This is a genomic window from Azospirillum brasilense (genome assembly GCF_022023855.1).
Lineage (GTDB): Bacteria > Pseudomonadota > Alphaproteobacteria > Azospirillales > Azospirillaceae > Azospirillum > Azospirillum brasilense_F.
In genome coordinates, this window is the sequence record NZ_CP059449.1 from 906292 (window position 1) to 932166 (window position 25875).

The 25875-nt window shown below is 69.6% G+C and carries 27 protein-coding genes; 13 read left to right on the forward strand and 14 right to left on the reverse strand.

Annotated features, from left to right (window positions below; translation table 11 throughout):
* The first annotated feature begins 56 nt into the window (after positions 1 to 56).
* From murJ to H1Q64_RS04295, 3 genes are all read left to right on the forward strand, one after another.
* Positions 57 to 1631 (forward strand): murein biosynthesis integral membrane protein MurJ, encoded by a 1575-nt coding sequence (murJ, locus tag H1Q64_RS04285; protein ID WP_237904511.1) that lies wholly within the window; start codon positions 57 to 59, stop codon positions 1629 to 1631.
* 61 nt (positions 1632 to 1692) lie between these two features.
* A complete protein-coding gene (trpS, locus tag H1Q64_RS04290; RefSeq protein WP_237904512.1) occupies positions 1693 to 2691 on the forward strand; it encodes a tryptophan--tRNA ligase in 999 nt (332 codons plus the stop codon).
* Positions 2692 to 2716: 25 nt separating this feature from the next.
* Positions 2717 to 3334, forward strand: a complete 618-nt coding sequence (locus H1Q64_RS04295) for a pyrrolidone-carboxylate peptidase (protein ID WP_237904513.1) — start codon at positions 2717 to 2719, stop codon at positions 3332 to 3334.
* Between the two features lie 129 nt (positions 3335 to 3463).
* Here H1Q64_RS04295 and H1Q64_RS04300 read toward each other — a convergent pair whose 3' ends face one another.
* The 4 genes from H1Q64_RS04300 to H1Q64_RS04315 form a co-directional block, all read right to left on the reverse strand.
* The gene (locus tag H1Q64_RS04300; protein ID WP_237904514.1) at positions 3464 to 4225 is read right to left on the reverse strand and encodes a YkgJ family cysteine cluster protein; all 762 of its coding nucleotides are present in this window, start codon (positions 4223 to 4225) and stop codon (positions 3464 to 3466) included.
* A 22-nt stretch (positions 4226 to 4247) separates the two neighbouring features.
* Positions 4248 to 4727 carry a YchJ family protein gene (locus H1Q64_RS04305; protein WP_237904515.1) on the reverse strand — a complete coding sequence of 160 codons (480 nt, stop codon included), beginning with the start codon at positions 4725 to 4727 and terminating at the stop codon, positions 4248 to 4250.
* A gap of 97 nt (positions 4728 to 4824) precedes the next feature.
* Positions 4825 to 5211, reverse strand: a complete 387-nt coding sequence (locus H1Q64_RS04310; protein ID WP_237904516.1) for a MarR family winged helix-turn-helix transcriptional regulator — start codon at positions 5209 to 5211, stop codon at positions 4825 to 4827.
* Positions 5212 to 5604: 393 nt separating this feature from the next.
* The gene (locus H1Q64_RS04315; RefSeq protein WP_137139539.1) at positions 5605 to 5805 is read right to left on the reverse strand and encodes a hypothetical protein; all 201 of its coding nucleotides are present in this window, start codon (positions 5803 to 5805) and stop codon (positions 5605 to 5607) included.
* Between the two features lie 305 nt (positions 5806 to 6110).
* Here H1Q64_RS04315 and catB point away from each other — a divergent pair, with 305 nt between their 5' ends.
* Positions 6111 to 6746 (forward strand): type B chloramphenicol O-acetyltransferase, encoded by a 636-nt coding sequence (gene catB, locus H1Q64_RS04320; RefSeq protein ID WP_237904517.1) that lies wholly within the window; start codon positions 6111 to 6113, stop codon positions 6744 to 6746.
* Between the two features lie 79 nt (positions 6747 to 6825).
* Here the strand turns inward: catB and H1Q64_RS04325 are convergent, their stop codons facing one another.
* A complete protein-coding gene (locus tag H1Q64_RS04325; RefSeq protein WP_237904518.1) occupies positions 6826 to 7512 on the reverse strand; it encodes a TetR/AcrR family transcriptional regulator in 687 nt (228 codons plus the stop codon).
* A 148-nt stretch (positions 7513 to 7660) separates the two neighbouring features.
* Between H1Q64_RS04325 and H1Q64_RS04330 the strand changes: the two genes are divergently transcribed.
* Positions 7661 to 8413, forward strand: coding sequence for an SDR family oxidoreductase (locus H1Q64_RS04330; RefSeq protein ID WP_237904519.1), 753 nt, complete (start codon positions 7661 to 7663; stop codon positions 8411 to 8413).
* Between the two features lie 356 nt (positions 8414 to 8769).
* Here the strand turns inward: H1Q64_RS04330 and H1Q64_RS04335 are convergent, their stop codons facing one another.
* Positions 8770 to 9255 carry a hypothetical protein gene (locus H1Q64_RS04335; protein ID WP_237904520.1) on the reverse strand — a complete coding sequence of 162 codons (486 nt, stop codon included), beginning with the start codon at positions 9253 to 9255 and terminating at the stop codon, positions 8770 to 8772.
* A 47-nt stretch (positions 9256 to 9302) separates the two neighbouring features.
* Between H1Q64_RS04335 and H1Q64_RS04340 the strand changes: the two genes are divergently transcribed.
* A complete protein-coding gene (locus tag H1Q64_RS04340; RefSeq protein WP_237904521.1) occupies positions 9303 to 10256 on the forward strand; it encodes an alpha/beta hydrolase in 954 nt (317 codons plus the stop codon).
* A gap of 18 nt (positions 10257 to 10274) precedes the next feature.
* Here H1Q64_RS04340 and speE read toward each other — a convergent pair whose 3' ends face one another.
* A complete protein-coding gene (gene speE, locus H1Q64_RS04345; RefSeq protein WP_237904522.1) occupies positions 10275 to 11135 on the reverse strand; it encodes a polyamine aminopropyltransferase in 861 nt (286 codons plus the stop codon).
* Positions 11132 to 11545, reverse strand: coding sequence for an adenosylmethionine decarboxylase (gene speD / locus H1Q64_RS04350; protein ID WP_236778146.1), 414 nt, complete (start codon positions 11543 to 11545; stop codon positions 11132 to 11134). Before speD ends, speE begins: the two co-directional genes overlap by 4 nt.
* A gap of 304 nt (positions 11546 to 11849) precedes the next feature.
* Here speD and H1Q64_RS04355 point away from each other — a divergent pair, with 304 nt between their 5' ends.
* Entirely contained in the window at positions 11850 to 12611 is a 762-nt protein-coding gene (locus H1Q64_RS04355; RefSeq protein ID WP_237904523.1) for a gamma-glutamyl-gamma-aminobutyrate hydrolase family protein, read from the forward strand.
* An 88-nt stretch (positions 12612 to 12699) separates the two neighbouring features.
* On the opposite strand, the gene H1Q64_RS04360 is transcribed toward H1Q64_RS04355, so the two are convergent.
* On the reverse strand, positions 12700 to 13194 hold the full coding sequence (locus H1Q64_RS04360; RefSeq protein ID WP_145676155.1) for a MarR family winged helix-turn-helix transcriptional regulator: 495 nt from the start codon (positions 13192 to 13194) through the stop codon (positions 12700 to 12702).
* 397 nt (positions 13195 to 13591) lie between these two features.
* Between H1Q64_RS04360 and H1Q64_RS04365 the strand changes: the two genes are divergently transcribed.
* Entirely contained in the window at positions 13592 to 14275 is a 684-nt protein-coding gene (locus tag H1Q64_RS04365; protein WP_237904524.1) for a fumarylacetoacetate hydrolase family protein, read from the forward strand.
* A 25-nt stretch (positions 14276 to 14300) separates the two neighbouring features.
* Positions 14301 to 15095 carry an exodeoxyribonuclease III gene (gene xth / locus H1Q64_RS04370; protein ID WP_237904525.1) on the forward strand — a complete coding sequence of 265 codons (795 nt, stop codon included), beginning with the start codon at positions 14301 to 14303 and terminating at the stop codon, positions 15093 to 15095.
* A 17-nt stretch (positions 15096 to 15112) separates the two neighbouring features.
* Here xth and H1Q64_RS04375 read toward each other — a convergent pair whose 3' ends face one another.
* Genes H1Q64_RS04375 through H1Q64_RS04395 form a run of 5 tightly spaced genes read right to left on the reverse strand, consistent with a single transcriptional unit; the run spans position 15113 to position 20465 of the window.
* Complete coding sequence (locus tag H1Q64_RS04375; RefSeq protein WP_237904526.1) at positions 15113 to 15700, reverse strand: histidine phosphatase family protein; 588 nt, start codon at positions 15698 to 15700, stop codon at positions 15113 to 15115.
* Entirely contained in the window at positions 15697 to 16908 is a 1212-nt protein-coding gene (locus H1Q64_RS04380) for a glycosyltransferase family 4 protein (RefSeq protein ID WP_237904527.1), read from the reverse strand. The genes H1Q64_RS04375 and H1Q64_RS04380 overlap by 4 nt, the downstream gene beginning before the upstream one ends.
* Before the next feature lie 31 nt (positions 16909 to 16939).
* Complete coding sequence (locus H1Q64_RS04385; protein ID WP_237904528.1) at positions 16940 to 17920, reverse strand: sensor domain-containing diguanylate cyclase; 981 nt, start codon at positions 17918 to 17920, stop codon at positions 16940 to 16942.
* Between the two features lie 41 nt (positions 17921 to 17961).
* The gene (locus H1Q64_RS04390; RefSeq protein WP_237904529.1) at positions 17962 to 19236 is read right to left on the reverse strand and encodes a glycosyltransferase; all 1275 of its coding nucleotides are present in this window, start codon (positions 19234 to 19236) and stop codon (positions 17962 to 17964) included.
* Positions 19233 to 20465, reverse strand: coding sequence for a glycosyltransferase family protein (locus tag H1Q64_RS04395; RefSeq protein ID WP_237904530.1), 1233 nt, complete (start codon positions 20463 to 20465; stop codon positions 19233 to 19235). Before H1Q64_RS04395 ends, H1Q64_RS04390 begins: the two co-directional genes overlap by 4 nt.
* Positions 20466 to 20658: 193 nt before the next feature.
* Between H1Q64_RS04395 and H1Q64_RS04400 the strand changes: the two genes are divergently transcribed.
* The 4 genes from H1Q64_RS04400 (at position 20659) to H1Q64_RS04415 (ending at position 25873) form a co-directional block, all read left to right on the forward strand.
* Positions 20659 to 23298 (forward strand): ABC transporter ATP-binding protein, encoded by a 2640-nt coding sequence (locus tag H1Q64_RS04400; RefSeq protein ID WP_237904531.1) that lies wholly within the window; start codon positions 20659 to 20661, stop codon positions 23296 to 23298.
* Positions 23299 to 23326: 28 nt separating this feature from the next.
* On the forward strand, positions 23327 to 23782 hold the full coding sequence (locus H1Q64_RS04405; RefSeq protein WP_237904532.1) for a cyclic nucleotide-binding domain-containing protein: 456 nt from the start codon (positions 23327 to 23329) through the stop codon (positions 23780 to 23782).
* 18 nt (positions 23783 to 23800) lie between these two features.
* Positions 23801 to 24958, forward strand: a complete 1158-nt coding sequence (locus H1Q64_RS04410) for a glycosyltransferase family protein (protein ID WP_237904533.1) — start codon at positions 23801 to 23803, stop codon at positions 24956 to 24958.
* A gap of 114 nt (positions 24959 to 25072) precedes the next feature.
* Complete coding sequence (locus H1Q64_RS04415; protein ID WP_237904534.1) at positions 25073 to 25873, forward strand: polysaccharide deacetylase family protein; 801 nt, start codon at positions 25073 to 25075, stop codon at positions 25871 to 25873.
* The last annotated feature ends 2 nt before the right edge of the window (positions 25874 to 25875 follow it).

Here is a 25875-nt window from a genome sequence, read left to right on the forward strand (position 1 = left end):
GCGGGTTCTTTGGTACCGCCGCCGCAAGGATCGGCGCCGAACGGGACGGTCGGCGGATGAGTTTCGCCCGCGCCATCGCAACCGTCGGCAGCCTGACGCTGCTGAGCCGGCTGGCCGGCTTCGCCCGCGACATTCTGACCGCGGCGGTGCTCGGCGCCGGGCCGGTGGCCGACGCCTTCTTCGTGGCGCTGAAACTGCCCAACTTCTTCCGCCGCCTGTTCGCGGAGGGGGCCTTCAGCGTCGCCTTCGTCCCGCTGTTCGCGGCGGAGCTTCAGCGCAACGGCCGCGCCGCCGCGGTGGCCTTCGCCGAGCAGGCGCTGGCGATCCTGCTGACGGTGCTGCTGCCCTTCACCGCCCTGGCCATCCTGGGGATGCCCGCGCTGATGCACGTCCTGGCGCCGGGCTTCGTCGACGAGCCGGCGAAGTTCGCGCTGGCCGTCGACATGGCGCGGCTGACCTTTCCCTATCTGACGCTGATTTCGCTGGTGGCGCTGCTGGGCGGCGTGCTGAACGCGCTGGACCGCTTCGGCCCCTTCGCCGCCGCCCCCATCGCCTTCAACCTGACGCTGATCGCCGCCTTGCTGACCGCGCCGCGGCTGGGGCTGGAGCCGGGGCGGGCGATGGCCGCGGCGGTGACGCTGTCGGGCGTGGTGCAGCTGGTCTGGATGGGATGGGCCTGCCGGGCGGCGGGGGTGACGCTGCGCCTGACCCTGCCGCGGATGACCGAGGGGATGCGCCGCCTGTTCCGGCTGGTCGGGCCGGGGGCCATCGGCGCCGGGGTCATGCAGATCAACCTGTTCCTGAACGTCGTACTGGCCTCGCTGCTGCCGTCGGGGGCGGTGTCCTTCCTCTATTACGCCGACCGGCTGAACCAGATGCCGCTGGGCGTCATCGGCATCGCCATCGGCACCGCGCTCTTGCCCGTGCTCGCCCGCCACGCCGCGGCGGGGGACGAGCGGATGGTCCGCCACTACCTCAGCCGCGCTTTGGAATTCAGCCTGCTGCTCGGCCTGCCGGCCGCGGTGGCGCTGGGGGTGGCCGGGGCGCCCATCGTCTCGGTGCTGTTCGAGCGCGGCGCCTTCGGCCCGGCGGAGGCGCAGGCGACGGCCTGGGCGCTGGGCGCCTACGCAATTGGCATCCCCGCCCATGTGATCGTCAAGGCGCTGAACGCCGCCTTCTTCGCCCGCCAGGACACGGCGACCCCGGTGCGCGTCGCCGTGGTGGTGACGGTGGCCAACCTGGCGCTGGGCATCGCGCTGATGCCGGTGTTGGGGCATGTGGGGATCGCGCTGGCGACGGGGCTGACCGCCTGGTTGAACCTCGCCCTGCTGGCCCACGCGCTACGCCGCCGCGGATTCCTGCAGCTGGACGGGCGCTTCCTCGGCCGCGCGCCGCGCATCGCCGCGGCGGCGCTGGGAATGGGGGCGGCGCTGCTGGCCGGCGCGTCGGCCTTGGCGCCGTGGCTGGAGGCGGCGTCCACTCTGGTCCGCTTCGGCGCGCTGGCCCTGCTGGTCGGCGGCGGCGTGGCGGTGTTCGGGACGCTGGCGCAGCTGACCGGCGCCGCTGACCTTGCCGACCTGAAGGGCTTCCTGCGCAAGGACACTCCGGAATTGGAGCCGCCCGTGTCTTGACCCCGCCCGGTTCCGGCGCGATAACAGCCGCCTTCCAGAAGTTTCGAGCGAGAGACCTCCCGTGAACCGCATCTTCTCCGGCATGCAGCCGACCCGGCAGCTTCACCTCGGCAACTATCTGGGGGCGCTGCGCAACTGGGTCGAGCTGCAGAACAGCTACGAGTGCATCTTCTGCGTCGTCGACCTGCACGCGCTGACCATCGACCAGGACGCGGAGGTCCTGCGCAACAACATCCGCGAGGTCACCGCGGCCTACATCGCCGCCGGCATCGACCCGGAGAAGAACATCCTCTTCAACCAGTCCTTCGTCCCGGCCCATTCGGAACTGGCCTGGATCCTCTCCTGCCACACGCCGCTCGGCTGGCTGAACCGCATGACGCAGTTCAAGGAGAAGGCCGGCAAGCAGAAGGACATGGCGAACCTCGGCCTCTACTCCTACCCGGTGCTGATGGCCGCCGACATCCTGCTCTACAAGGCGACCCACGTCCCGGTGGGCGAGGACCAGAAGCAGCATCTGGAGCTGGCCCGCGACATCGCCGGCGCCTTCAACCGCCGCTACGACACCGAGTTCTTCCCGCTGCCCGAGCCGCAGATCCTGGGCGAGGCGACGCGCGTGATGTCCCTGCGCGACGGCACCAAGAAGATGAGCAAGTCGGACGAGTCCGAATATTCGCGCATCAACATGACCGACGACGACGACACCATCGCGACGAAGATCCGCAAGGCCAAGACCGATCCGGAGCCGCTGCCGGACACTGTGGCCGACCTGGAGAAGCGTCCGGAGGCCGACAACCTCGTGACCATCTACGCCGCCCTGTCTGGCCAGACGCGCGAGCAGACGGTGCAGCAGTTCGCGGGCGCCCAGTTCTCCGGCTTCAAGGCGGCGCTGGTCGACCTGTCGGTCGCCAAGCTCGCCCCGATGACCACCCGCATGAAGGAGCTGCTGGACGACAAGGCGGAGATCGACCGCCTGCTGCGCCGCGGCGGCGAGCGCGCGGCGGCCATCGCCGAGGCAAACCTGAACGGCGTGAAGGACATCATCGGCCTTCTGCGTCCCTGAACACCCCGACCGAAAGGCGTCCGCCGTGACGGCTCCCATCCTGCTCACCGGGTTCCAGCCCTTCGGGGATCACGCCGTCAACCCGACGGCGCTCCTCATGGAGCGGCTGGCCGGCGAGCCGGGGATCGTCACCGCGGTCCTGCCCGTCGAGTACGACGCCTGCGGCGTGGCCTTCGCCGTCCTGCTGGAGGAGCACCGGCCCGCCGCTGCCCTGTGCTTCGGGCTGGCCGCCGGGTCCGAATACATCAAGATCGAGCGGCTGGCCTGGAACCGCGACGAGAGCGAGCAGGCCGACAATGCGGGGGTGGTGCGCACCGACGACGCCATCGAGCCGGACGGGCCGACCGCCTACGGCTCCACCCTGCCGGTCCCCACGCTGGTCCGCGAGCTGGCCATCGCCGGCCTGCCGGTGACCTTCAGCGACCATGCCGGCGGCTTCGTCTGCAACCACCTGTTCTACCGCGCCCGCCACGTGATCGAGACGACGGACCTCGACGTACCCATGGGCTTCGTCCACCTGCCGCCGCTGCCGGAGCAGGTCGCCGACCAGCCGGGCCGCTCCGGCCTGACGCTGGAGCAACAGGAACGGGCGGTGCGGGCACTGGTCGGGCTGCTGCGCCAGGGGCTGGGGATCGCCGCCTGATTGAAGACGTGCGGATTCTTCACGGATTTCGCGGATTTGGGCACGGATGAACCGGATGGAAAAATTCCGCGAAATCCGTGTCCAAATCTGTGAAATCCGTGAAGACCCTGTTGTCTGCCGACGGAGCGGTCACCCCCGCTGCGCCAGCCGCTCCATCTCCTTCGCCCAGCCCGCGTAGTTCCTGTGGAAATCCGCCAGCGCCGGATCGGTCCGGGTGCGCTCGGCCATCGCTTGCATCAGCGGCGCCTGGGCCGCTGCCAGCTCCCGCGCATCGGTCCGCCGGGTCGCCGTCAGGAAGGAGGACAGGCTGGTGACCAGCTTTCCCCCCGCCGGGGCCGCCGCCATCTTCGCCAGATCGTTGACGATCCACGGCATGTATTTCAGCACATAGTCGGCGTAGGTGCGCATGACCGGCGCCTGCTCCAGCAGTTCGGCGCGCTCGCGGTCGAAGTCCTTGCGGTCGAGGATGGCGTGGTTGCGGTAGACGACCGGCGCTTCCGCCGAGACGTCGCACTCCCAGCCCTTGCGCGGAACCAGCAGGTCGGCCTGATCCTTTTCCTCGCGGTAGGGGTAGAAGGGCATGGTCCGGCAGCGCGACGGCTTGTCGGCGTGGATGCCGCAGAGGTTGTCGGGCTGGAGCGCCGGGCAGGGAAAATGGTTCGGCAGGTAGGCGGTGGGCTGGATCAGCACCGCCACCGTCTTGCGGTTGGGCAGGCGCACGCTGGTGCCCAGCCGGGTGGCGAGGTCGTAGGATTTCGCGTTCGACCGCACCACCGTCCAGACCAGCGCCAGCGGGAAGCGGACGGCGTGGGCCACCGCGTCCGTGAGCGTCAGCGGCAGCAGCCCATGGCAGCATTTTCCGCAGGCGGTGCAGGCGAAGCGCGGTTCCATGGTCCGGGTCCCCGTCCGGCCTCTACCGGCCGCAGCAGGCCTTGAACTTCTTTCCTGACCCGCAGGGACAGGGCTCGTTGCGGCCCACCTTGACGACCCGGCGCGGCTCGCCCTTCGGGTTCACCTCGCCCGCGCTGTAGAGCCACTGGCCGTCGACGCGGCGGAAGGACGCGCGCTCGTGGTGGCGCATGTCCTGGCCGTCTCGGCGGAAATGGATCAGGAACTCGACGGTGCCCTCGTCGCCCTCCTCCGTCGCGCGCAGCACGTCGAGCCGCTGCCAGTCGCACTCGTCGGCCACCCGCTCCGCCTCGGCGCGGTTGAAGTCGTCGCGGATCTCCGGCGCGTGGGTGCGCTCCACATGGTCGAGGTCGTGGCGCACGAAGGCGGTGTAGCGCGACCGCATCAGCGCCTCGGCCGTCGCGGAGGGCGCGCCGGCCAGGATCGGGCCGCAGCAGGTCTCGAAGGAAAGGCCGGAACAGCAGGGGCAGGCGGAGGAGGTCATGGCGCGCGGGTCCGTCGGTGGGTCCGGGGCTGGTGTGGCAGGATGGGCCACCCCGGTCAAGCGCTGCGGACCGAACACAACGGATGGGCAGGTGGACTCAGGCCGAACGGGCGCGGCGCGGTTCGGACGGGGTGTGGACCACCGGCTTCACGATGGCGCGCAGTTCCTCGAGGAAGGCGCGGCCGGTGTCGGTGAGCGTGACGATCTTGCGGCGGCGTTCGCGCGGGTCTTCCTGGGCCTGGACGAGGTCGAGTCCGGCCTTCCCGAAGCTGTGCCAGCGGCTGAGGGCCGCGACGTTGCGCGACGCGGAGGATTGGGCGATGCCCAGGCGTTCCGCAAGCTCGCCGATGGAAATCCCTTCGTTCTGCGCGATCGTCATGAAGGACAGCGCGTATTGAATCGGCAGGTCGGGATCGAGCTTGCGAAACGCCTCGAGCACATGGACGACGGTGGTCACCTCGTCAGGGCGAACGTGGGCCGGCATCAGCGACCCTCCCCGAGCGAGGACCCCATCGGGCCGGTGTGTAGATGATGTTCAGGCGTCCAAGCCATATCACGAATTCCCCGTTATCCCGCCGGGCGTCGAAGAAACGATCCGGAGAGGCCCAGTGGGCGTGCTCAACGAAGACCGAACGACCGCAAAACCCCAAAAAGACACACATGGCTTCCTCTCGATATCCGGAATTCGCGTTCCAATGCGCTGGGTTGAAGAAGGGAGCCGGTAGCTCGCTGGGTGGTATGGTTGGACCAATCGCCCTGTCGGCGATTCGGGGTGGTGGGTACGATGGCTTTCATCGTGGTCTCCATGGGTTGAAGGAAGGCAGGGGTTGAAGGAAGGCGCGGCCCCGAAGGGAACCGCAGGATCGGGTATCGCCTGTCAGCGATACGCTTGCAACGTCAAAAATGACCGGGCATCCGAAAGGTTCCGCTCCCGGATGTGTTGGGCCGGAACATAGCCCGCTTCGGTTCCGTCCAGCCCGATGTCGCGCCGCAGGTGGGCGCTCAGCGTCTCCACGCCGGCGTCGTCGCCGTCGCGGTCCAGCCACTGCCGCAGCAGGGCGTTCCACAAGGTCTGCATGACTCCTCTCCTTGGTGCAGAGGAGCAATTAATCCGCTATCGGATGATTTCCGTCAAGCCTGATTCCCACCTGCCGGACCAAGCGGTTGGATTGCTCCGCGTTCGCCCTTGGCGATCCGCGTTTCCCGCCGTATAGAGTTCCGTCATGAAGGCGAGCCCAAGTACCACCTGCATCGTGCTCTGACGCGTTCGACGCGGAGAGCCTGAACGCGCGCGCCCCGGAAGGGGAGCCCGCGGTGTGTCCCTGCGCCCGCGCGCAGGCGGAAAGCGGCCGCGTCGGCGGCTCACAGGCAGTGAGCAACTTCATGGAAAACGTCTTTGAAAGCCCGTTCAAGGGCATGTTGCTGGAAAAGCAGGTCACCAATCCGAACATCATCGTCGGCCGGTACAGCTATTATTCCGGCTATTATCATGGCCACAGCTTCGACGACTGCGCCCGGTTCCTTCTCCCGGACGAGGGCGTCGACCGGTTGGTGATCGGCAGCTTCTGCTCGATCGGGTCTGGCGCGGCGTTCATCATGGCAGGCAACCAAGGCCACAGGAACGATTGGATCAGCACCTTTCCCTTCTTCTGGATGCCCGAGGTCCCGTCGTTCGCCGGCGCCCGGAATGGCTATCGGCCTGCCGGCGACACGGTGATCGGCAACGACGTCTGGATCGGTTCGGAGGCGATCGTCATGCCCGGCGTCACCATCGGCGACGGCGTTGTGATCGGCACGAGGGCCTTGGTGACGCGGGACGTCGAGCCTTACGCGATCGTGGGCGGCAACCCCGCCCGGGTGATCCGCAAGCGCTTCGACGACGATCTCATTGCGTTGCTGCTTGAGATGAGGTGGTGGGATTGGTCCGATGACCAGTTGCAGGGCGCCATGCCGATCCTGACCAGCGGCGACGTCGCGCTTCTGCACCGCCACTGGCAGGACATGGTCAAACCCAGCTGACGGCAACCTTGTCGGCTTCGCCTGTTCATTGGCAGGCGAAGCCACCCCCCGTGAGTGACACCGGACGCGTCCGGAAAGCTCAGGGGGCCGGGCGGCCGCCGACGCGGGCGTCCCAACCCAGCATCGCGACCTCGGCCACGGCCTCCAGCTCGGCGCGCTCCGCGCCGTCGCGGGCGAGGATCGACATGCCGGCCTGCACCGTCTGCACGAAACGGGCGAGCGCGTGGAGATCGACCGAGGCCGGGATCTCGCCCTCGGCCACGGCCCGCGTCAGACGCTCGGTCAGGATGCCGACCGCCGAGGCGCGCGCCGACCGCACCACTTCACCCAGTTCGGCGTGCCCCTCGCTGCCGACCGCGGAGAGCGTCACCATGCAGCCGCGCGGGATGTCGCCGCGGCAGCCGGTGAGCGCCGCGGCCGAGTCCATCAGCAGCGCCATCACCGCCTCGCGCGCCGTGCCGGCGGCGGCAAACCGCCCCCAGACCAACCCCTCGTAGCTTTTGCGGTAGTGGTTCACCGCCTCGACGTAGAGCGCTTCCTTCGAGCCGAAGGCGGCGTAAAGGCTGGGCGAGCCGATCCCCATGGCCTCCGTCAGGTCGGCGATGGAGGTGGCCTCGTAGCCCTTGGACCAGAACAGGCGGGTCGCTTGGGTCAGGGCAGCCTCGCGGTCGAACGCGCGCGGTCGTCCGCGCCCACGGGCGGGCAGCGTGCCGGCCGTCTGGGCGGTCCTGTCCTCGGTGGGCGGAGTCGGGCGTGATTTCTGCATCGATCACTATTTAATCCCGCCGCCGCGTGGGGGCAATGGCCTCGGACAGCGGCGTTCTATTTTTGTGTCGATCAATACAAAAACCATTGACCGAGGTACCGAACGCCTCTAGCTATTTTTGTATCGAACGACACAGAAAGGCCGGATCATGGTTGAGCCGAGTGGTGAGTTGGTTGGCAAGCGCGCCCTGGTGACGGGCGGTTCGCGGGGCATCGGCGCCGCCATCGCGCTGGCGCTCGCCGACAAGGGCGCGGATGTGGCGATCTCCTACGAGCGGTCGGCCGAGCGCGCCGCCGAGGTCGTCCGGGCGATCGAGGCGAAGGGCCGGCGCGCGGTCGCCATCCCGGCCGACAGCGCCGATCCGGCGGCCATGGCGGCCCTGGTCGGCCGGACGGTGGAGGCGCTCGGCGGCCTCGACGTCCTGGTCAACAACGCCGGCATTGCCCGCCAGGGCATGGTCGCGGAGATGAGCCTCGCCGACATCGACGCGCTTCTGAACGTCAACGTGCGCGCGGCGGTGCTCGTGGCGCAGGCGGCCATCCCGCATCTCAAGGACGGGGGGCGCATCGTCTTCATCGGGTCGTGCCTCGCCGACCGCATCACCGCCCCGGGCGTCACCGTCTATTCGATGACCAAGTCGGCGCAGATCGCCCTGACGCACGGCCTCGCTCGCGAGCTTGGCCCGCGCGACATCACGGTGAATCTGGTCCAGCCGGGGGCGACCGACACCGACATGAATCCGGCGAACGGCGACCATGCCGAAATCCTGCGCTCGCAGACGCCGCTCGGCCGCTACGGCAAGCCAGAGGACGTGGCGGCGGCGGTGGCCTTCCTGGCCAGCCCGGCGGCGCGGCAGATTTCCGGGGCCACCCTGACGGTGGACGGCGGCCTGAACGCCTGAAGCCTCGCCTCCTCCCGTAAGGACGTGTTCAACCGGGCGATTGGCGGGCCTGCCTGACAGCGCACCCCACCCGGTGCATGCTGGCTGCCGTTCCCAGCCGAGAGGCACCCGCAGCTCTCCATCAGGAGACCGAACGTGAAGCACGTTGTCCTGCTCGTGACCAATCCCGCGATGATGGGGTCCTAATCGCGCGGCGGGGCCATAACCGCCCTTGCCCTGGACAACGCCGCCAAGCTGGGTCAAAGAGAAAGCATCAAAAGTGGTGGACTTGGCGGGGGGCCGCCGCGTGGCGAGCCCCCTCCCCCGTCCCTCTTTCGCTGCTGAGGACGATCGACCCGCGTGACGAGACGCGCCCATCATCGGTGGTTCGGAGCCCTTGCCTCCGCCTTGCTGGCGGTGACGCTGGCCCCGCAGCCGGCCAAGGCCGACCCCCGCTTCGTGCCCGGCCCCTGCTGGTTCTCCGTGCCGGAGGAGGCCGCGCTGTGCGGGACCGTCGGCGTGCCCGACCGGCGCGACCGTCCGGTGACGCGGGCCTTCCGTCTGCCGGTCGTCGTCCTGCTGTCCACCGCCAAGCAGCCGTCCCCCGACCCGGTCCTGTTCCTGGAGGGCGGCCCCGGCGCCTCCCCCTTCGGCAGTGGCGAGGCGGTGGAGGAGCGGATGGAGGTGTGGTGGTCGCTGACCGCCGGATTCCGCCGGTCGCGCCACGTCGTGCTGTTCGACCCGCGCGGCGCCGGGCGAGCGGAGCCGGACACCGACTGCCCGGAGCTGGACGTGCTGGGCGCCTCGCCCCGCCTGCGCCCGGTGTCGCGGGACCGCCGCGCCGCGCTGGAGCGCACCGCCATCGCCGCTTGCCGCGACCGATTCACCGCCGCCGGGCCTGGACGGCGCCATGTTCACCACCCCCATCGCCGCCGACGACGCCATGGACGTCGCCGCGGCGCTGGGCGCGCAGCGGGTCAACCTGTTCGCCGTGTCCTACGGCACGCGGGTGGCGCTGGAGATCCTGCGGCGCCATGGCGGGCGGGTGCGCACGGCGGTGCTCGATTCCATCTACCCGCCGGACGTCAACGCGACGGAGGAGGCGCCCTGGCTGGCGCACCGGGCGTTCAAGCGGCTGTTCGACGATTGCGCGGCCAACCGCGTGTGCCGCGCCGCCTATCCCGACCTGGAGCGCCATCTGCTGGAGCTGGTGGAACGGCTGGGCAAGGCCCCGGTGGACGTGCCGGTGGGCGATCCAGAGATTCCGCGCTGGGCGCGGCTGGACAGCGGCGCCGCTCTATCGGCCCTGCTGGAGGCGATGGCCGAGGGCGAGAGCGTGCCCCGCCTGCCCGCCCTGATCGAACGGGCGTGGCGGGGGCGGTACGACCGCCTGTCCGACTGGGTGCCCGCCCCCTGGCTGGGCGACCCCGACTCGGCGGAGGGCATGGCCTTTTCCATCGAATGCCGGGAGACGGTGAACCCCGCCGACCCGCTGCGGCTGGCCGACGCCGCCCGCCGCTTCGCCCCCTACGGCGCCGTCACCGCCGACGATCCCGGCCGACGCGTCTGCGCCCAATGGCCCGCCGCCGCGCAGGAGGCGTCGGAACGGCTGCCGGTAGCCAGCCCGGTGCCGGTGCTCCTGCTGTCCGGCGCTTACGACCCGCTGACCCCGCCGGAATGGGCGGAGCGCGCCGCGGCGACCCTGCCGAAAAGCCGGCATCTGGTCTTCCGCAGCGCCGGGCATCTGGTCACGGCGTCGGACGACTGCGCCGTCGCCGCCGCCCACCAGTTCGTGGATTCGGAAAGCCTGCCCGCCAACGCCTGCCCAGCGGCGGCCAAGCCGCCGGGATTCCAGCCGCCCTGAGCCCTATGTCAATGAGCTCTACTTCAGCGCGTCCAGCATAAAGGCCGGCAGGGCGAAGCTGGCGACGTGGATGTCGGGCGTGTAGTAGCGGGTGGCCAGCCCCGCCGCCTCGAAGCGCGGGCGGATCGCCTCCGCCGTCTGGCGGCGCAGCGCCGCGTCGTCGGTGGCCCAGCCGAAGGCCATGAAGCCACCATAATAGCTGGGCACCGGCGCCACGAAGAAGCCGGCGTCCCCGAACAGCCGGCCGAGCCGCCGGTGACTGTCCTTCAGCTCGTCCGGCTGGAGGAACGGCACGCCGTTCTGGGTGACCAGCACACCGCCGGGGGTCAGCCGGGCCTTGCAGTCGGCGTAGAAGTCCTCGGTAAAGAGGACGGCGCCCGGCCCGTGGGGGTCGGTGGAATCGACGATGACGACATCGAACCGTTCCGTGGTCTCCTTCACGAAGGCGCAACCGTCGGCGATCACCAGATCGGCGCGCGGGTCGTCGAAGGCGCCGGCGCTGATCGACGGCAGATGGGCGATGGACAGGTCGACCACCGAGCGGTCGATCTCCACCATCGTCACCCGTTCCACCGCCTTGTGCTCCAGGCAGCGGCGCAGCATGCCGCCGTCGCCGCCGCCGACGATCAGCACGCGGCGGACGCGCCCATGCGCCAGGATCGGCACATGGGTCAGCATCTCGTGATAGACGAACTCGTCGCCCTCGGTGGTCTGGACGACGCCGTCGAGCGCCATCACGCGGCCCAGCACCGGGTTCTCGAAGATCACCAAGTCCTGGAGGCCGGTGCGGTCGCGGTGCAGGACGCGGCCCATGCGCAGGCACTGGGCCACGTCCTTATGCAGCGTCTCGTCGTACCAGCCGGAGCCGGAGTCGCTCATGACCCGGTTTCGCCGCGCAGCAGCTCGTCGCACTTCACGCCCGTGGGCTTGAAGGCGCGCTCCAGCACCGGGATGGCCTTCATGGGTTGGGCGTCGCCGCACATGAAGATGTCCAGCGCGGCGTAGCCGCGTTCCGGCCAGGTGTGGATGCTGATGTGCGACTCGGCGAGCACCGCCACACCGGAAATGCCGCCGTTCGGCGTGAAATGGTGCAGGTGGATGTGCAGGAGCGTCGCCCCCGCCACCTCCACGGACTCGATCAGCGTGGAACGGACATGGTCCAGCTCGTCCAGACGTTCGGCACCCCACAGATCGACGATCAGGTGGGTGCCGGCGCAGACCTTGCCATCGCGGACGATGAAATGGTCCTTGCGGTCGTCTTGAGATTCCCTCCAGGGACCAGAAGTCACGTTGGTCCGGTTGGAGATTTGACCTTCCGTTTGGGCTTTCCTTGGATCGCTTCCCAAGTCCATCCCCAATTGGAAGAGAGAAGCGGTCTTCGCCATCGTTCTCCCCCATCAGCAGATGTTCCGCGCAGATGGCGCGGAGGAGGGGGGCATATGGGACAAATTCGCATGCGAATCAACAGAATTCTGTCCCTGCATCCCCTTTGTGCTTGGCGGCGGACCTCTGGCGCGGCGCGCGGCGGCAGAGCATAATCGCCCGTCCGCCGCCTTCCGGAGCGGTCCGGCATCCTGTCTGGAGGTCCCCGCCATGAACCGCAAGCCGCTGATCGGCGTTCCCGCCTGCGCCCGCATGATGGGCGAGCATCCCTTCCACGTCGTCGGCGACAAGTATGTCCGCGCGGTGTCGGACGGGGCCGGCGGCATGCCACTGCTGATCCCGGCGCTGGGGACGGCGCTGGACATGGACGAGGTGGCCGGACGGCTCGACGGGCTGCTGGTCACCGGAAGCCCGTCGAACGTCGAGCCGCACCGCTACGGCGGGTCGCCCAGCGAGCCGGGCACCCTGCACGACCCGGAGCGCGACGACACCACCCTGCCGCTGATCCGCGCCGCGCTGGAGATGGGCGTCCCGCTGCTGGGCATCTGCCGCGGCTTCCAGGAGCTGAACGTGGCGCTGGGCGGCACGCTGCACCAGCGGGTGCACGAGGTGCCGGGCTACGCCAACCACCGCGAGGACAAGGAGGCGCCGCTGGCCGTGCAGTACGGGCCGTCGCACAGCGTGAGGCTGACCCCCGGCGGCCTGCTGGAAAGGCTGGCCGGCGGCGAGGCGGCGGTGACCGTCAACTCCCTGCACGGGCAGGGCATCGACCGGCTGGCCGACGGGCTGATCGTGGAGGCGATGGCCGAGGACGGGCTGGTCGAGGCGGTGCGGGTGGCGGGGGCGCCGGCCTTCGCGCTGGCCGTGCAGTGGCACCCGGAATGGCGGTTCTGGGAGAACCCGCTGTCGGCGGCGATCCTGTGCGCCTTTGGAAGCGCCGCCGCCGACCGGGCGCGGCGGCGCCTTTCCTGAAAGATGGTTTCAGGACAATAGATTAGGTCAACAATCGGCGGGTGCCGCGTGCCCAAAACTTGGGCACGCTACTCTCAGCCCGTCAGCTTCAGCCGGCCCGCGAGATGCGGCGGAGGAAGTCGATGAGCTGCGCCTGCTCCTCGGCCGAGAGATCCTTCACCATGGCCTTGTCATGGGCCTGGATGCGCGGAATCAGCTCGTCCAGCAGCTTCTCCCCTTCCGGGGACAGGCGGAGCGCGTAGGAGCGGCGGTCGTTGGGCGAGGGCGCCCGGATGACCAGGCCGCGCGACTCGAGCCGGTCGATGACCGCGACCATGGTCGAACGGTCGATGCCCACCGCCGAGCCCAGGTCGGACTGCGACAAGCCCTCGTTCTCCTTGATCATGATCAGGACGCCGAATTGCCCCGGCGTCATGTCGTGGGGCGCCACGGCGTTCTGGAAGCTCTGGAACACGGCCACCTGCGCCTTGCGCAGATTGTAGCCGACGAGCTCCGGCAGAGGGCCGAGGGCCATCTTTCCGGACTTGCTCGGACGCTGGCGGGTGCGCCGGTCCGAGGGGGTGGGGCGGTCGATGTCGGTCAACGTGAAAGCCGTCGTTTATTGACTAGTCTATTGGTCGTGTAAAATGCAGGCAGGTGCCGATTTTGTCAGCAAGAACCACACAATCCGCCTCGTATGCATAGCACCCATTCCCGTTACGCATTGGTTCCACCCGGAAGCGGCTCCACCTCTAGCCCTATGAAGTGATCGCGCTCCTGACCCCGGCCCCCCCGGAAACAGGCATGCCGGCGCGGTTGCCCGCCGACGGTTCATTCCCCTGCCGCAGACGGGTTCCGAAAACGGAGCTTCCGACGCCCGGTCCCCCCCAGGCCGGGCGTCTTCGCGCCAAAGCCCCGGCCCAACGGCTGGGGCTTTTTTCTGGTGCTCTTTCCGGTAGGGTGGTTGCCCGAACCGCACCCCTCCGAAAGAAAGGCGCGCCATGGCCTACGCCATTTCCCTGTGGCCCCAGCCCACCGTTCCGGTCGCCGGCGGCGATCCGTTCCCGGTCCGCCGCATCTACTGCGTCGGCCGCAACTACGCCGCCCACGCGCGCGAGATGGGCGCCGATCCGGACCGCGAGCCGCCATTCTTCTTCATGAAGCCCGCCGACGCCATCGTCGCCGACGGCACCGCCATCCCCTACCCGCCCCGGACAGCCAACCTGCACCATGAGATCGAGCTGGTCGTGGCCATCGGCACCGGCGGGCGCGACATCCCGGTGGAGAGCGCGCTGGACCATGTCTACGGCTATGGCGTGGGGCTGGACATGACCCGCCGCGACCTGCAGAACGCGGCGAAGAAGGAAGGCAAGCCCTGGGACATGGGCAAGGGCTTCGACCAGTCCGCCCCCTGCGGCACGCTGCGCCGCGCCACCGACATCGGGCACCCCGACAAGGGGTCGGTGACGCTGTCGGTCAACGGAGAGCTGCGCCAGAAGGGCGATCTGGCGGACCTGATCTGGTCCGTGTCCGAAACGATTTCCTATCTGTCAGGTCTGGTCGAGCTGCAGCCGGGCGACCTGATCTACACCGGCACGCCGGAGGGCGTCGGCCCTGTGGTCGCCGGCGACCGGCTGGAAGGCGCGGTCGAGGGCGTCGGCTCCATCGCCGTCACCATCGCCTGACATCGGCAATACGGATCACTGGACGATGCGCATCGCCACCTGGAACATCAATTCCGTCCGCATGCGGATGGACCTGCTGCTGCGCCTCATCGACGAGGCGCAGCCGGACGTCATCTGCCTGCAGGAGACCAAGGTCGTCGACACCGACTTCCCGATGGCCCCGCTGGCCGGAAAGGGCTACGTCCACGCCCACATCCACGGGATGAAGAGCTACAACGGCGTCGCCATCCTGTCGAAGCTGCCCTTCGCGTCGCGCGATGTGCAGCACTGGTGCGGCAAGCAGGACTGCCGCCACGTCTTCGCCGAACTGCCCGGCGGGATCGAGCTGCACAGCGTCTATATCCCGGCGGGCGGGGACATTCCAGACCCGGAACAGAACGACAAGTTCGCCCACAAGCTTCAGTTCGTAGACGAAATGACTGAGTGGTGGACAACCCGGCGCAGCCCGGACCGCCGCATGGTCATGGTCGGCGACTTGAACATCGCGCCGCTGGAGAACGACGTCTGGAGCCACAAGGAGCTTCTGAAGATCGTTTCCCACACCCCGGTGGAGGTGGCGAAGCTGACGGCGATGCAGGCATCCATCGGCTGGGTCGACGCGTTGCGCCATTTCGTTCCGCCCACGGAAAAGCTCTACACCTGGTGGAGCTACCGCGCAAAGGACTGGGCGGCGTCCGACCGCGGCCGGCGGCTGGACCACATCTGGGTCACGCCCCCGCTGAAGGACGCGCTGACCGGCCACCGCGTCCTGCGCGAGGCCCGCGGCTGGGAGCCCAAGCCGTCCGACCATGTTCCGGTGATGGTCGATCTCGCCGTGTGATCTAGACGTGTGATCGGCTAACTCTCCCCGACCAGCGGCACGTTCATCGCGACGACCGACGGCGTCCCGTCCTCCGCGACCCGGAAGCGGTGGGCGCAGCCGTCGGTCAGGCGGTGGCCGGGCTTGCCCACCATGTCCCAGCCGGTGGCCAGCGCGTAGAGCGCCCGCATCACCCCGTTGTGGGCCACCGCCCCGGTCGGCACGCCTCCGGCGCCCACCTCGGCCAGCCAGGGAATCAGCCGCGCCTGCACATCGCGCGGGCGCTCCCCGCCCGGCGCCCGGAAGTCGAGGCCCATCCGCTCGCGGTCCGCGGTCAGGGCGCCGCTCGCCCGCAGCTCCTCCAGCAGGCGGCCTTCCCACTCGCCCCAGCCCATCTCGACCAGACGCGGTTCCGGCACCGGGTCGAGGCCGAGCAGCCGGGCGGTCTCCCAGGCCCGCCGCTTCGGGCTGGCGACCCAGCGGTAGCCCAGAACGTCCGGCGGCAGCCTCCAAGTGGCGACTCGGGCGCGGCCCTCGTCGGACAGCGGCTCGTCGATGCCGCCCTGGAGACGGTGCGCGGCGTTCCAGGCGGTCGGCCCGTGGCGCAGGATGATGAGGTCGGTCATGGATTCCCTTTCCGCGCGGCGCGCCGGACAACGGTGTCCAGAACCGCCACCGCGTTGGTCAGATCGTGCTCCGCAGCGGCGATGGCGCGCGCCGCCTCGCCGAAGCGGCGGCGTTTCCCAGGGTCGTCGAGCAGCGCCCGGACGGCGGCGGCGAAGGCCTCCGCGTCGCCCACCGGCGGCAACAGGCCGGTCACCCCGTCGCGCACCACGTCCGGCACCCCCCCGGTCCGCCCCGCCACCACCGGCAGCCAGGCGGCCTGGGCCTCCAGCAGGGCCATGCCGTAGGCCTCGTTCACCGCCGGCCAGACCATCAGGTCGGCAGCGGCGTAGAGAGCGGTGAGGGCATCCGAACTTTGCTGGCCGAGGATCAAGACTCCCTCCCCTGCGGAGCGGGGGAGGATTGGGGTGGGGGCAAGCGCACCTCCCCCGAACAGCGTCTCGATCCGGGGGCGAGCGGGGCCGTCGCCGGCGATGAGAAGGTGATGCGGAGGCAAGGCACTTGCCCCCACCCCAACCCTCCCCCGCTTCGCAGGGGAGGGAGAAAGGGCTTGCGCCAAAATCTCGTAGGAACGTTCCTTGTCGCCGCCGCGCATCATGCCGACGGCCAGCAGCCACGGAACGTCCGGCTTCAGGCCGTAACGCTCGGCCAGCTCCGCCCGGTGCCGGTCGCGCTCCGCGGCGGCGGCCGCGAAGGAGCGCGTGTCGAGGAAGGGCCGCAGCCGCACCAGCCGGTCCGGCGATTCGAGCAGCGGCAGCACCCCCTCCGCGTCGTGGCCGGCAAGGTTGACGACGGCGGCGGCTTGCCGGATCGCCGCCTCCGCGGCGCGGTGGCCGGCGGCGAAGGGGCCGGTGGCCCGCTTGGCCGCGAAGGACGCCTCCGCCACCACATAGGGGATGCCGAAACGGCGGCTGACCGCCGGGCCGATCCAGTCCGGCGCCTTGTGATACAGGTGATACGTGAACCAGAGATCCGGCGCGTCGTCCCGCCAGCGCGCCGTCAGGCGGTCGGCGCAGCGCGCCCCCAGCGCCGCCAGGCGCTCCGCCCGGCCCGGACGGCGTCCGTCGTCCCAGCTGCGCAAGGTGCAGGCCAGCGTCACCCTGTGCCCGGCCGCCTCCAGCGCGGCCATCAGCAGCCGGGCCATGCGCCGGTCGCCCGAGGGCACCGGGTGGGTCGGGGATTTCAGCGGGGCATAAAAGGCGATGCGCATCGCGGCCCCGATGTCATGGTGGAAAAAACGCTCAGAACGGGGTCGGTTCCCGCGCGCAGACGACCCGGTTCCGTCCGGCGGCCTTGGCGCGGTACAGCGCCTCGTCCGCGCTGGACAGCATGGCGTCCACGTCGCGCGTCCCGGCCGCGCAGCAGGCGACGCCGATCGACACGGTGAAGCGCACCGTCTCGTCCCCCACCGGAACGGCGAGTTCGGCCGTGCGGCGGCGGATGCGCTCCGCCACCATGCGCGCTCCGGCGATGTCGGTCTCCGGCAGCAGGATGGCGAACTCCTCGCCGCCGGTGCGGCCCAACAGGTCGTTCTCCCGCAGCAGGGCGCGGCAGGCGGCGGTGAAGGCCCGCAGCGCCTCGTCCCCCACGGCGTGGCCGTGGGTGTCGTTGATGCTCTTGAAATGGTCGAGGTCGAGCATCAGCAGCGTGACCGGCCGGCCATAGCGCCGGGCGCGGGCCAGTTCCTGCTCCGCCGCTTCGACGAAATGGCGGCGGTTGGACACGCCGGTCAGCGAGTCGGTGATCGAGAGCCGGCGCAGCCGCTCCTCCGACTCCTTCAGCGCCGTCACATCGTTGATGAGGACGTAGATGACCGGCAACCCGTCCCAGGGCAGGGGCGACATGCTGACCTGGACGCAGGTGCGCTGCCCGTCGGTGGACACCATCACCCCGTCCTGGGACCGCACCAGTTCCCGCTCGCGCAGGCAGCGCTGGAAGGCGCCCCGCTGGTCGTCGATGCCCGACTCCTCGACGAAGTCCAGGAAATGGCGCCCGACCAGGGCGTCGCCGCTCTGGCCCAGGATGCGCGCCGCCTCCTGGTTGGCGAAGACGATGCCCATTTCCTGATGGATCAACAGCCCGGCGGGCAGCAGGTCGAGCATGTCGCCCAGCTTGCTGCGCGTCAGCGACAGCTCGTGGCTGGTGGCCACGGCGTCGCTGTCGTCGTCGAAGTCGATGAAGGAAAGGATTTCCGGTTCGGGAAAGGCGGACAGAGTCGACATGACGTCGCAAAGGTGGAGCAAAGCCGCACTCTATCCCGTCATCAGCCGCCGTGCAATGCACAGCATCCCCCAAACGGCATAAAGGAGGGTTGGCTATTTCCGGTTGTGAAACGATCGTGAAGCCGATCGATGCCTGAATCGCTGCCGAAGTCGCGGCGTACCCGCGCGGCACCCGCCGCACCCAGCGCCGCGCGGCGGGCCGGGCCGCGGAGCAGCGACTCGAGCGCGCCGGCCAGCGCGGCGGGGTCCTCGGGGTCCACCAACGTGCCGGTGACCCCATCCTCGATCAGCTCGGCCACCGCGGCGGCGCGGGTGGACAGGCAGGCCAGCCCCTGGCTCTGCGCCTCCATCAGCACGTTGGGCAGCCCGTCACGGTCGCCGTCGCGCGCGGTGCGGCAGGGCAGGACGAACAGGTCGGCACGGCGGTACTGGGCGATCACCGCGTCCTGGGCCTTCGCCCCCTGCCAGTCGATCCGCCCCTCCAGCCCCAGCGCCGCCGCCTGCGCCTTCAGCGCGGACAGCCGGTCGCCGCCGCCGATGTGGGTCCAGCGCCAGTGCAGCCCGGCGGGCAGGCGCGCCAGCGCGTCGAGCAGCAGGTCGAAGCCCTTCTTCTCCACCGCCCGCCCGACCGACAGCAGCCGCACCGGGTCGGCGGGGTCGGACCCGTCGCGCGCCGGGCGCGCGTCCGGCGGGGCGGGGAAGCGGCTGAAGTCCAGGCCGTGGTAGAGCAGGTCCACCCGCTCCGGCTCAGGCGCCAGTTCGCGCAGGCGGGCGAGGCCGAGCGCGGTGCAGGTGACGCCCCAGCGAGCCTCGGCCAGCTTGTCCCGCAGGTCCCAGTCCGGCGAGGTCCAGATGTCCTTGGCGTGGGCGGAAAAGCTCCAGGGCAGGCCGGTCAGCAGTGCTGTGTAGCGCGCGACGCTGGCCGGGGTGTGCAGGAAATGGGTGTGCAGCCAAGTGACGTCCGCTGGCAGGTCCGCCGCCAGCACGCAGGCCTGGCCGAAGCGGCGCGCGCGGTTGCGGCTGGGGTCGCGCCGCAGGTCGGCCAGCCAGGCGGCCCGCGCCGCCGGCCAGCCGGGGCGCCGCCGCGCCGCGGCCAGCGCGCGCAGCACGCGGGCGGGCGCGTCGTGCAGATATTCGGGCAGATAGGTCACCGGGGCGGTGACGCGGCGGTTCAACTCGTGCACCGCCTTGTCGGTCGGTTGACGCAGGCTGACGATCAGTTGACGCAACCCCCGCCGTTCCAGCCCCAGAATCTCCTGCGCGATGAAGGTTTCCGACAGGCGGGGCCAGCCCTTGACGATGACGGCAATGGTCACGCGGCGTCCCCGGCGGCCATCTGGCGTTCCGTGGCGCAGGGTTCGGAGGACAGCTCCGGAAGGTAGCGCGCCGACAGGCGGTTGACGCTCTCCAACCCGCCGAGCAGGCCCGGCACTACGACCGAGGAGGGCGGCGCCTGCCAGGGCAGCCGCCGCAGCGCCGCCGCCATCGCCGCGGCGTCGCGCACCCCGTCGTCCATCAGGACGGAGACCAGACCCAGCTCCTGCGCGCGGGCGGCGCGGATGGTCTGCTCGCGCCGTGGCACCTCGCGCGGGACGATCAGCGCCTTCTTGTCGAAGGACAGGATCTCGCAGAAGGTGTTGTAGCCGCCCATGGCGACCACCCCCACCGCCCCTTGCATCAGCCGCTCGATCCGCGCCTCGAAAGCGGTGGCCTCGACGTTGGGCAGGGCTTCCGCCCGGGCCAGGAACTCGGCCTGGAGGTCCGGCTGCATGAAGGGGCCGAACACCAGCACGGCGCGGTAGGGGATGCCGGGATCGCTCTCGTAGGCGCGCAGCACCCAATCGACCAGCGCCTCGCCGTCGCCGCCGCCGCCGGGGGTGACCAGGATGTAGGGTTCATCCGGCAGACCGGGACCGTGCGGGACCGCCGGGGGCACGGTGCGGTGCAGGTAGCCGGTGTAGACCATCTTGTCGCGCACCGACTGCGGGACCTCGATCCCCTCCAGCGGGTCGCAGATCTGCGGCAGGCCGTAGGCCCAGATCTCGTCATACAGGTTTTCCAGTGCCGGCAGGACCTTCTTGCGCTCCCACTCCGGGGCGAGCAGGGCCGGCTCGTCCATCACGTCGCGCAGGCCCAGAACCAGCGGCACGCCGCGGCCCTTCAGAAGCTCCAGCGTCTCCCGCACCTCGCCGCGCAGGCCGAGCGGTTCCTTGTCCACGATGAACAGGTCGGGCTGGTAGATCTCCGCCGTGTGGCGGATCAGCGAGGCCCGCATGGACAGGATCTCGTCGATGTCCAGATGCAGGTTCAGCGCCGTGTATTCCCCGTTGCGCAGCTTGATGACGCCGGGGATGCGCACGAAGTCCACCCGCGTGCGGAAGTCGAAGCTGCCGACGATGGGCGAGCCGGACAGGATCAGCACGGACAGGTTGCTGTAGCGTTCCACCAGCGCATGCGCGATGGCCCGGCAGCGGCGCAGATGGCCGAGGCCGAACGTGTCATGGCTGTAGATGAGCACGCGGCCCGAGGTCGGACGTTCGCTCATGAAGTTCCTACCTCTCCCGATTGGCCTCTTGTGTCCGGCCGCGGCTTGGCCGATGAACGGGTGTGCGTCATGCCGCCGTCACAATGGCGGCAGACCGCGTGCAGGCAAACCACAGTCCCAGCGGCCAAGCGGCAGAGGGGGTAAGGTTTCTGCCTGCTCCCGGCACCGGCGTCCCCTTGCGTAGAATGGCGCTATGGAATCCAGCATTTTCCGATTCATCCTTCGGCACAGCGTCCGTCAGCAGATCGTGCTGACCCTGATGACCCTGGCGTCCTTTCCCTTCCTCTATGCCTCGCTCGACCTTCCGAAGAGGATCGTCAACGAGGCGATCGCCGGGAAGAAGCTGCCTGAATCCTTCCTCGGCTTCCATCTCGATCAGGTGACCTACCTGTTCGTCCTATGCGGACTGTTCCTGACTTTGGTGCTGGTCAACGGCGCGTTCAAGTACGTCATCAACACCTACAAGGGCCGGCTGGGCGAGCGGATGCTGCGCCGGCTGCGCTACGAGCTGTACGTGCGCGTCCTGCGCTTCCCCCTGCCCCGCTTCCGCAAGATGTCGCCCGGGGAGATCATCCCCATGATCACGGCGGAGGTGGAGCCGCTGGGCGGCTTCATCGGGGACGCCATCGCCATCCCGGTGTTCCAGGGCGGCACCCTGCTGGTCTACATCGCCTTCATCTTCGTCCAGGACCCGGTTCTGGGGGCAGCGGCGGTGTCGCTGTACCCGTTCCAAGGCTGGCTCATCCCACGGCTGCAGCGCAAGGTCAATCAGCTTGGCAAACAGCGCGTACGTGCCATGCGCCAGATCGCCGACCGGATCGGCGAGACGGTGTCCGGCATCCAGGAGGTGCACACCCACAACACCGCGTCCTGGCATCTCGCCGATCTCAGCCACCGCCTGGGCGACGTGTACCGTATCCGTTTCGAGATTTACCAAAGAAAGTTTTTTGTCAAATTCCTAAACAATTTCATAAACCAGCTGACCCCGTTCTTCTTCTATTCGATCGGCGGCTATCTGGTGATCCACGGCCAGCTGTCCTTCGGCGCGCTGGTCGCGGTGCTGGCCGCCTACAAGGACTTGGCCGCTCCTTGGAAGGAGCTTCTCGATTGGTACCAGCAGAAGGAGGACAACCGGATCAAGTACGAGCAGGTGGTGGAGCAGTTCCATGTCCCCGACCTGCTGGCCGAACGCCTGCTGCGCGAGGAGGAGGACGTTCCGTTCAAGGGCAGCCTGTCCTTCCGCAACGTCGCGTTCGGGGAGGACGGCGGGTCGCCCATCCTGGAGGGGGTGACCTGCGACATCCCGCTGGACGGCCACACCGCGCTGATCGGCGTCGGCTCCGGGCGGGACGAGCTGGCGCAGCTCGCCGCGCGCGTGCTGCTGCCCTCGTCGGGCCAGATCCGGCTGGGCGAGCGCGACTATGCGGAGCTGCCGGAGAGCGTGACCGGGCGGCGCGCCGCCTATGTCGGCGCCACCCCATACCTGTTCTCGGCCTCGCTCTACGACAACCTCGTCTACGGGCTGCGCCACCGGCCGCTGCGTGAGAACGGCGACAGTGAGGAAGCGGCGGAGCGGCGCAAGCGCCGGATGGCCGAGTCGGTGCTGTCCGGCAACGCCACCGACGACGTGGACGCCGACTGGATCGACTACGCCGCCGCCGGCTGCGACGGGCCGGAGGACCTGAAGGCCCGCATCCTGCGCGTGGTGACGATGGTCTCGCTTCAGGACGACGTGTACGGCATGGGCCTCAACCGCACCGTCGATCCGGAGCGGCGCCCCGACGTGGCCGCCCGCGTGCTGGAGGCGCGCGACGCCATGCGCGCCACGATGCTGAACAACCCGGACCTGGGGCGGCTGGTGGAGCGCTTCGACCCCGCCCGCTACGCCGCGAACGCTACGCTGGCGGAAAATCTGCTGTTCGGCACGCCGGTCGGCCCGATCTTCCAGACCGACGCGCTGGCCTCCAACCCCTACATGCTGCATGTGCTGGACAAGGTGGGGCTGACCGACACCATCCTGGAGACCGGCCACAAGGTGGCGGAAACCATGGTCGAGCTGTTCGCCGGCCTGCCGCCCGGCCACGAGTTCTTCGAGCGCTTCTCCTTCATCGGCTTCGCCGAGCTGCCGGAGTATCAGGGCATCCTGGCACGCACCGCGAAGGAGGGGCTGGGCGCGCTGCGGCCCGAGGAGCGGACGCGCCTGATGACCCTGCCCTTCAAGCTGATCGGCGCCCGCCACCGTCTGGGTCTGATGACCCCGGACCTGGAGAAGAAGCTCTTGCAGGCGCGGCACCTCTTCGCCAGCGACCTGCCGGCGGACCTGAAGCACGCCGTCGCCTTCTTTGACCCGGAGGCCTACAACGCCGCAGCCAGCATCCAGGACAACATCCTGTTCGGCAAGATGGTCTACGGGCAGGCGCAGGTGCAATCCAAGGTGGGCCGCATCGTGGCGGATCTGGTGGACCAGCTTCACCTGCGCGACACCATCGTGGAGGTCGGGCTGGACCATCCCGTGGGGGTCGCCGGGTCGCGCCTGTCCGCGGCGCAGCGCCAGAAGGCGGCGCTGGCCCGCGCCCTGCTGAAGCGGCCGGACCTGCTGGTGCTGAGCGAGGCGACCAGCGGACTGGACACCAGCAGCCAGACCAAGGTGCATTCCGCCATCATGGGGGAACGCAAAGGATGTGGTCTTGTGTGGGTTCTGCACCGCGCCGGCTTGGCACGGGCGTTCGAGCGAGTCATTGTAATGAAGGACGGGCGAATCGCCGAACATGGGCGCTTCGACGAGTTGAACAGGCCCGGTACGTTGTTGCATGAATTGGTGTCCGCCGAATAAAGCCGGCGGCGTTGAGGAGGCAGACGGCATGAGCATCGCCGAAGAAGTCAATTGCCTGCGCAGGATTCCCCTGTTCGCCAACATCGACACTGCCAAGCTCAAGCTTCTCGCCTTCACCAGCGAACGGTTGAGCTTCCGGTCCGGCGACATCCTGTTCGAGCAGGACGAGATGGGCACCTGCGCCTACATCCTGCTGCGCGGGGAGGCCGAGGTGATCGTGACCGGCCCCGGCGGGCCGCTGACCGTCGCGACGCTGGGGTCCAACGAGATCGTCGGCGAGATCGCCATCCTGTGCGACGTGCCGCGCACCGCCACCGTCCGTGCCAGCACCGACCTGGAGGCGCTGTGCGTGCCGAAGGACCATTTCCTTCAGATGATCGCCGACTTCCCGCAGATGGGGCTGGAGATCATGCGTTCCCTGGCCCACCGCCTGGAGCAGACGACGACGCGCCTGCGCGAGGTGCTGGCCGCCCAGGCGATCTGACGCCTTCCGGCCGCCCCCATGCGTGTCCTTTTCCACGTCCAGCATCTGCTGGGCATCGGCCACGACCGCCGCGCCGCGCTGATCACCCGGGGACTGGCCGAGGCGGGCGTCGCCGTCACCGTGCTGCGCGGCGGGCATCCGGTGCCGGGGATCGTTTACGGCCCGGCGGCGGAGATCGTCCAGCTCCCCCCCGCCCGCGCCGCCGACAGCGGCTTCAAGACCCTGCTCGACGAGCACGACCGGCCCATCGACGACGCGTGGCGCGCCCGGCGCCGCGCCGCGGTTCTGGAAACCCATGAGCGGGTACGGCCCGACGCGCTGCTGATCGAATCCTTCCCCTTCGGGCGCCGCGCTTTCCGGTTCGAGCTTCTGCCGCTGCTGGAGGCCGCCAAGGCCGGCGGGGCGGTCACCGCCGCGTCGGTGCGCGACATCCTGGTGACCAAGGCCAAGCCGGAGCGGCTGGAGGAAACCGTTTCGACGGTGGAACGGCTGTTCGATCATGTGCTGGTCCATGGCGACCCGGAGCTGATCCCCTTCGCGGCGACCTTCCCCGCCGCCGCGCGGATCGCCGACCGCATCCGCTACACCGGTTACGTCGCAGCCCCGCAGGGCGGCGCTGCGACCGGCGCCGACGGCACCGGCGAGGTGATCGTGTCGGTGGGCGGCGGCGCGGTCGGCCTGCCGCTGCTGCGGGCGGCCCTGGCGGTGCGTGCGTCAACTCCCGCCGGACTTGACGCACCCTGGCGCCTGCTGGCCGGTCCGGACGTGCCGGAGGCGGATTTCCGCGCGCTCGCCGCCGCGGCACCGCCGGGCACCGTCGTGGAGCGGGCGCGGCCCGACTTCCCCGCCCTGCTCCGCCGCTGCCGCCTGTCGATCAGCCAGGCCGGCTACAACACCGTGCTCGACGTGCTCCAGGCCGGCTGCCGGGCGGTCGTCGTTCCCTTCGCCGCGGGCAGCGAGACGGAGCAGGCCACCCGCGCCCGCCTGCTGGAGGAGCGGGGCCGGCTGGCCGTGGTCGACGAAGCCACCCTGACCCCGGAAACCCTGGCCGCGGGCGTTGCCAGGACGCTCGCCCTGCCCCCGGCGCCGGCCATCCCGCTGCGCCTGGACGGTGCCGCCACCACCGCCCGGCTGCTGTTGGACGCGGTGGCCTACCGCCAAGGCAACAGGCGCTAAACCAATCAAGACGCTTGGATTTTTCCAGTGCGGGGGCCATGCTTACGGTCACCGCGTTCGCTGTCCTTCTAACCCTCTCCCCGGAGGGGAGAGGGAACAGAACAGGCGATAACCGTGACCGCAACCGCCCCTTCCGACAGCCCGCCGCGCGCCGGTTGGGACGCGTTGACCGCCGAGCTGGACGCCTGGGCCGCTGCCGAGCGCACCGCCACCCTCTGGTGGCGTGACGACGACGCCGTCGAGCCGACGTCAGGGCTCGACCGGATGATCGCCCTGTCCGTCGAGACCGGGGCGCCGCTGGCCCTGGCGGTCATCCCCGCAGGGGTCACGGACGCCCTCGCCCCCGTTGTGGACGCGGCCCCCACCGTCACGGTGCTTCAGCATGGCTGGTCGCACATCAACCATGCCGCTCCCCCCGCGAAGAAGGCGGAGCTTGGCGCGGACCGGCCCGCCGCCGCTGTGCTGGCGGAACTGGCCGAGGGGCGGAGCGTGCTGGACCGTCGGTTCGGGCTGCGCGCCCTGCCCGTTCTGGTGCCGCCCTGGAACCGCATCGCGCCCGGCGTGGCCGCGGGCCTGCACGGCGCGGGCTTCGTCGGCCTATCGGTGTTCGGGCCGCGACGTGTGTCAACCGTCAACATGATGTGTGTCAATACACACATCGATCCGGTGGCCTGGAAGAACGGCAAGCGCTTCCTGGGCGACGCGGAGTCGCTGGGCATGACGGTCGCCCATCTGCGCGCCCGGCGGCTGGGCGCGGTGGACGCGGCGGAGGCGACCGGCCTGCTGACGCATCATTTGGCGATGGACGGTGAAACCTGGGCCTTCACCGCGCGTTTCCTGACCGAGACCCGCCGCCACCCGGCGGCTCGTTGGCTGTCCGCTGATACCTTGTTCGCCGCAGAAGGACTTCGCTGAGA

Bases quoted from the DNA above. Each gene is read 5' to 3' on its own strand.
- murJ (WP_237904511.1), top strand. From the start codon at position 57: ATGAGTTTCGCCCGCGCCATCGCAACCGTCGGCAGCCTGACGCTGCTG.
- H1Q64_RS04300 (WP_237904514.1), bottom strand. From the start codon at position 4,225: ATGGAACCGCGCTTCGCCTGCACCGCCTGCGGAAAATGCTGCCATGGG.
- H1Q64_RS04305 (WP_237904515.1), bottom strand. From the start codon at position 4,727: ATGACCTCCTCCGCCTGCCCCTGCTGTTCCGGCCTTTCCTTCGAGACC.
- H1Q64_RS04310 (WP_237904516.1), bottom strand. From the start codon at position 5,211: ATGCCGGCCCACGTTCGCCCTGACGAGGTGACCACCGTCGTCCATGTG.
- H1Q64_RS04315 (WP_137139539.1), bottom strand. From the start codon at position 5,805: ATGCAGACCTTGTGGAACGCCCTGCTGCGGCAGTGGCTGGACCGCGAC.
- catB (WP_237904517.1), top strand. From the start codon at position 6,111: ATGGAAAACGTCTTTGAAAGCCCGTTCAAGGGCATGTTGCTGGAAAAG.
- H1Q64_RS04325 (WP_237904518.1), bottom strand. From the start codon at position 7,512: ATGCAGAAATCACGCCCGACTCCGCCCACCGAGGACAGGACCGCCCAG.
- H1Q64_RS04330 (WP_237904519.1), top strand. From the start codon at position 7,661: ATGGTTGAGCCGAGTGGTGAGTTGGTTGGCAAGCGCGCCCTGGTGACG.
- H1Q64_RS04335 (WP_237904520.1), bottom strand. From the start codon at position 9,255: ATGGCGGTGCGCTCCAGCGCGGCGCGGCGGTCCCGCGACACCGGGCGC.
- H1Q64_RS04340 (WP_237904521.1), top strand. From the start codon at position 9,303: ATGTTCACCACCCCCATCGCCGCCGACGACGCCATGGACGTCGCCGCG.
- speE (WP_237904522.1), bottom strand. From the start codon at position 11,135: ATGAGCGACTCCGGCTCCGGCTGGTACGACGAGACGCTGCATAAGGAC.
- H1Q64_RS04355 (WP_237904523.1), top strand. From the start codon at position 11,850: ATGAACCGCAAGCCGCTGATCGGCGTTCCCGCCTGCGCCCGCATGATG.
- H1Q64_RS04365 (WP_237904524.1), top strand. From the start codon at position 13,592: ATGGCCTACGCCATTTCCCTGTGGCCCCAGCCCACCGTTCCGGTCGCC.
- xth (WP_237904525.1), top strand. From the start codon at position 14,301: ATGCGCATCGCCACCTGGAACATCAATTCCGTCCGCATGCGGATGGAC.
- H1Q64_RS04375 (WP_237904526.1), bottom strand. From the start codon at position 15,700: ATGACCGACCTCATCATCCTGCGCCACGGGCCGACCGCCTGGAACGCC.
- H1Q64_RS04380 (WP_237904527.1), bottom strand. From the start codon at position 16,908: ATGCGCATCGCCTTTTATGCCCCGCTGAAATCCCCGACCCACCCGGTG.
- H1Q64_RS04385 (WP_237904528.1), bottom strand. From the start codon at position 17,920: ATGTCGACTCTGTCCGCCTTTCCCGAACCGGAAATCCTTTCCTTCATC.
- H1Q64_RS04395 (WP_237904530.1), bottom strand. From the start codon at position 20,465: ATGAGCGAACGTCCGACCTCGGGCCGCGTGCTCATCTACAGCCATGAC.
- H1Q64_RS04400 (WP_237904531.1), top strand. From the start codon at position 20,659: ATGGAATCCAGCATTTTCCGATTCATCCTTCGGCACAGCGTCCGTCAG.
- H1Q64_RS04405 (WP_237904532.1), top strand. From the start codon at position 23,327: ATGAGCATCGCCGAAGAAGTCAATTGCCTGCGCAGGATTCCCCTGTTC.
- H1Q64_RS04410 (WP_237904533.1), top strand. From the start codon at position 23,801: ATGCGTGTCCTTTTCCACGTCCAGCATCTGCTGGGCATCGGCCACGAC.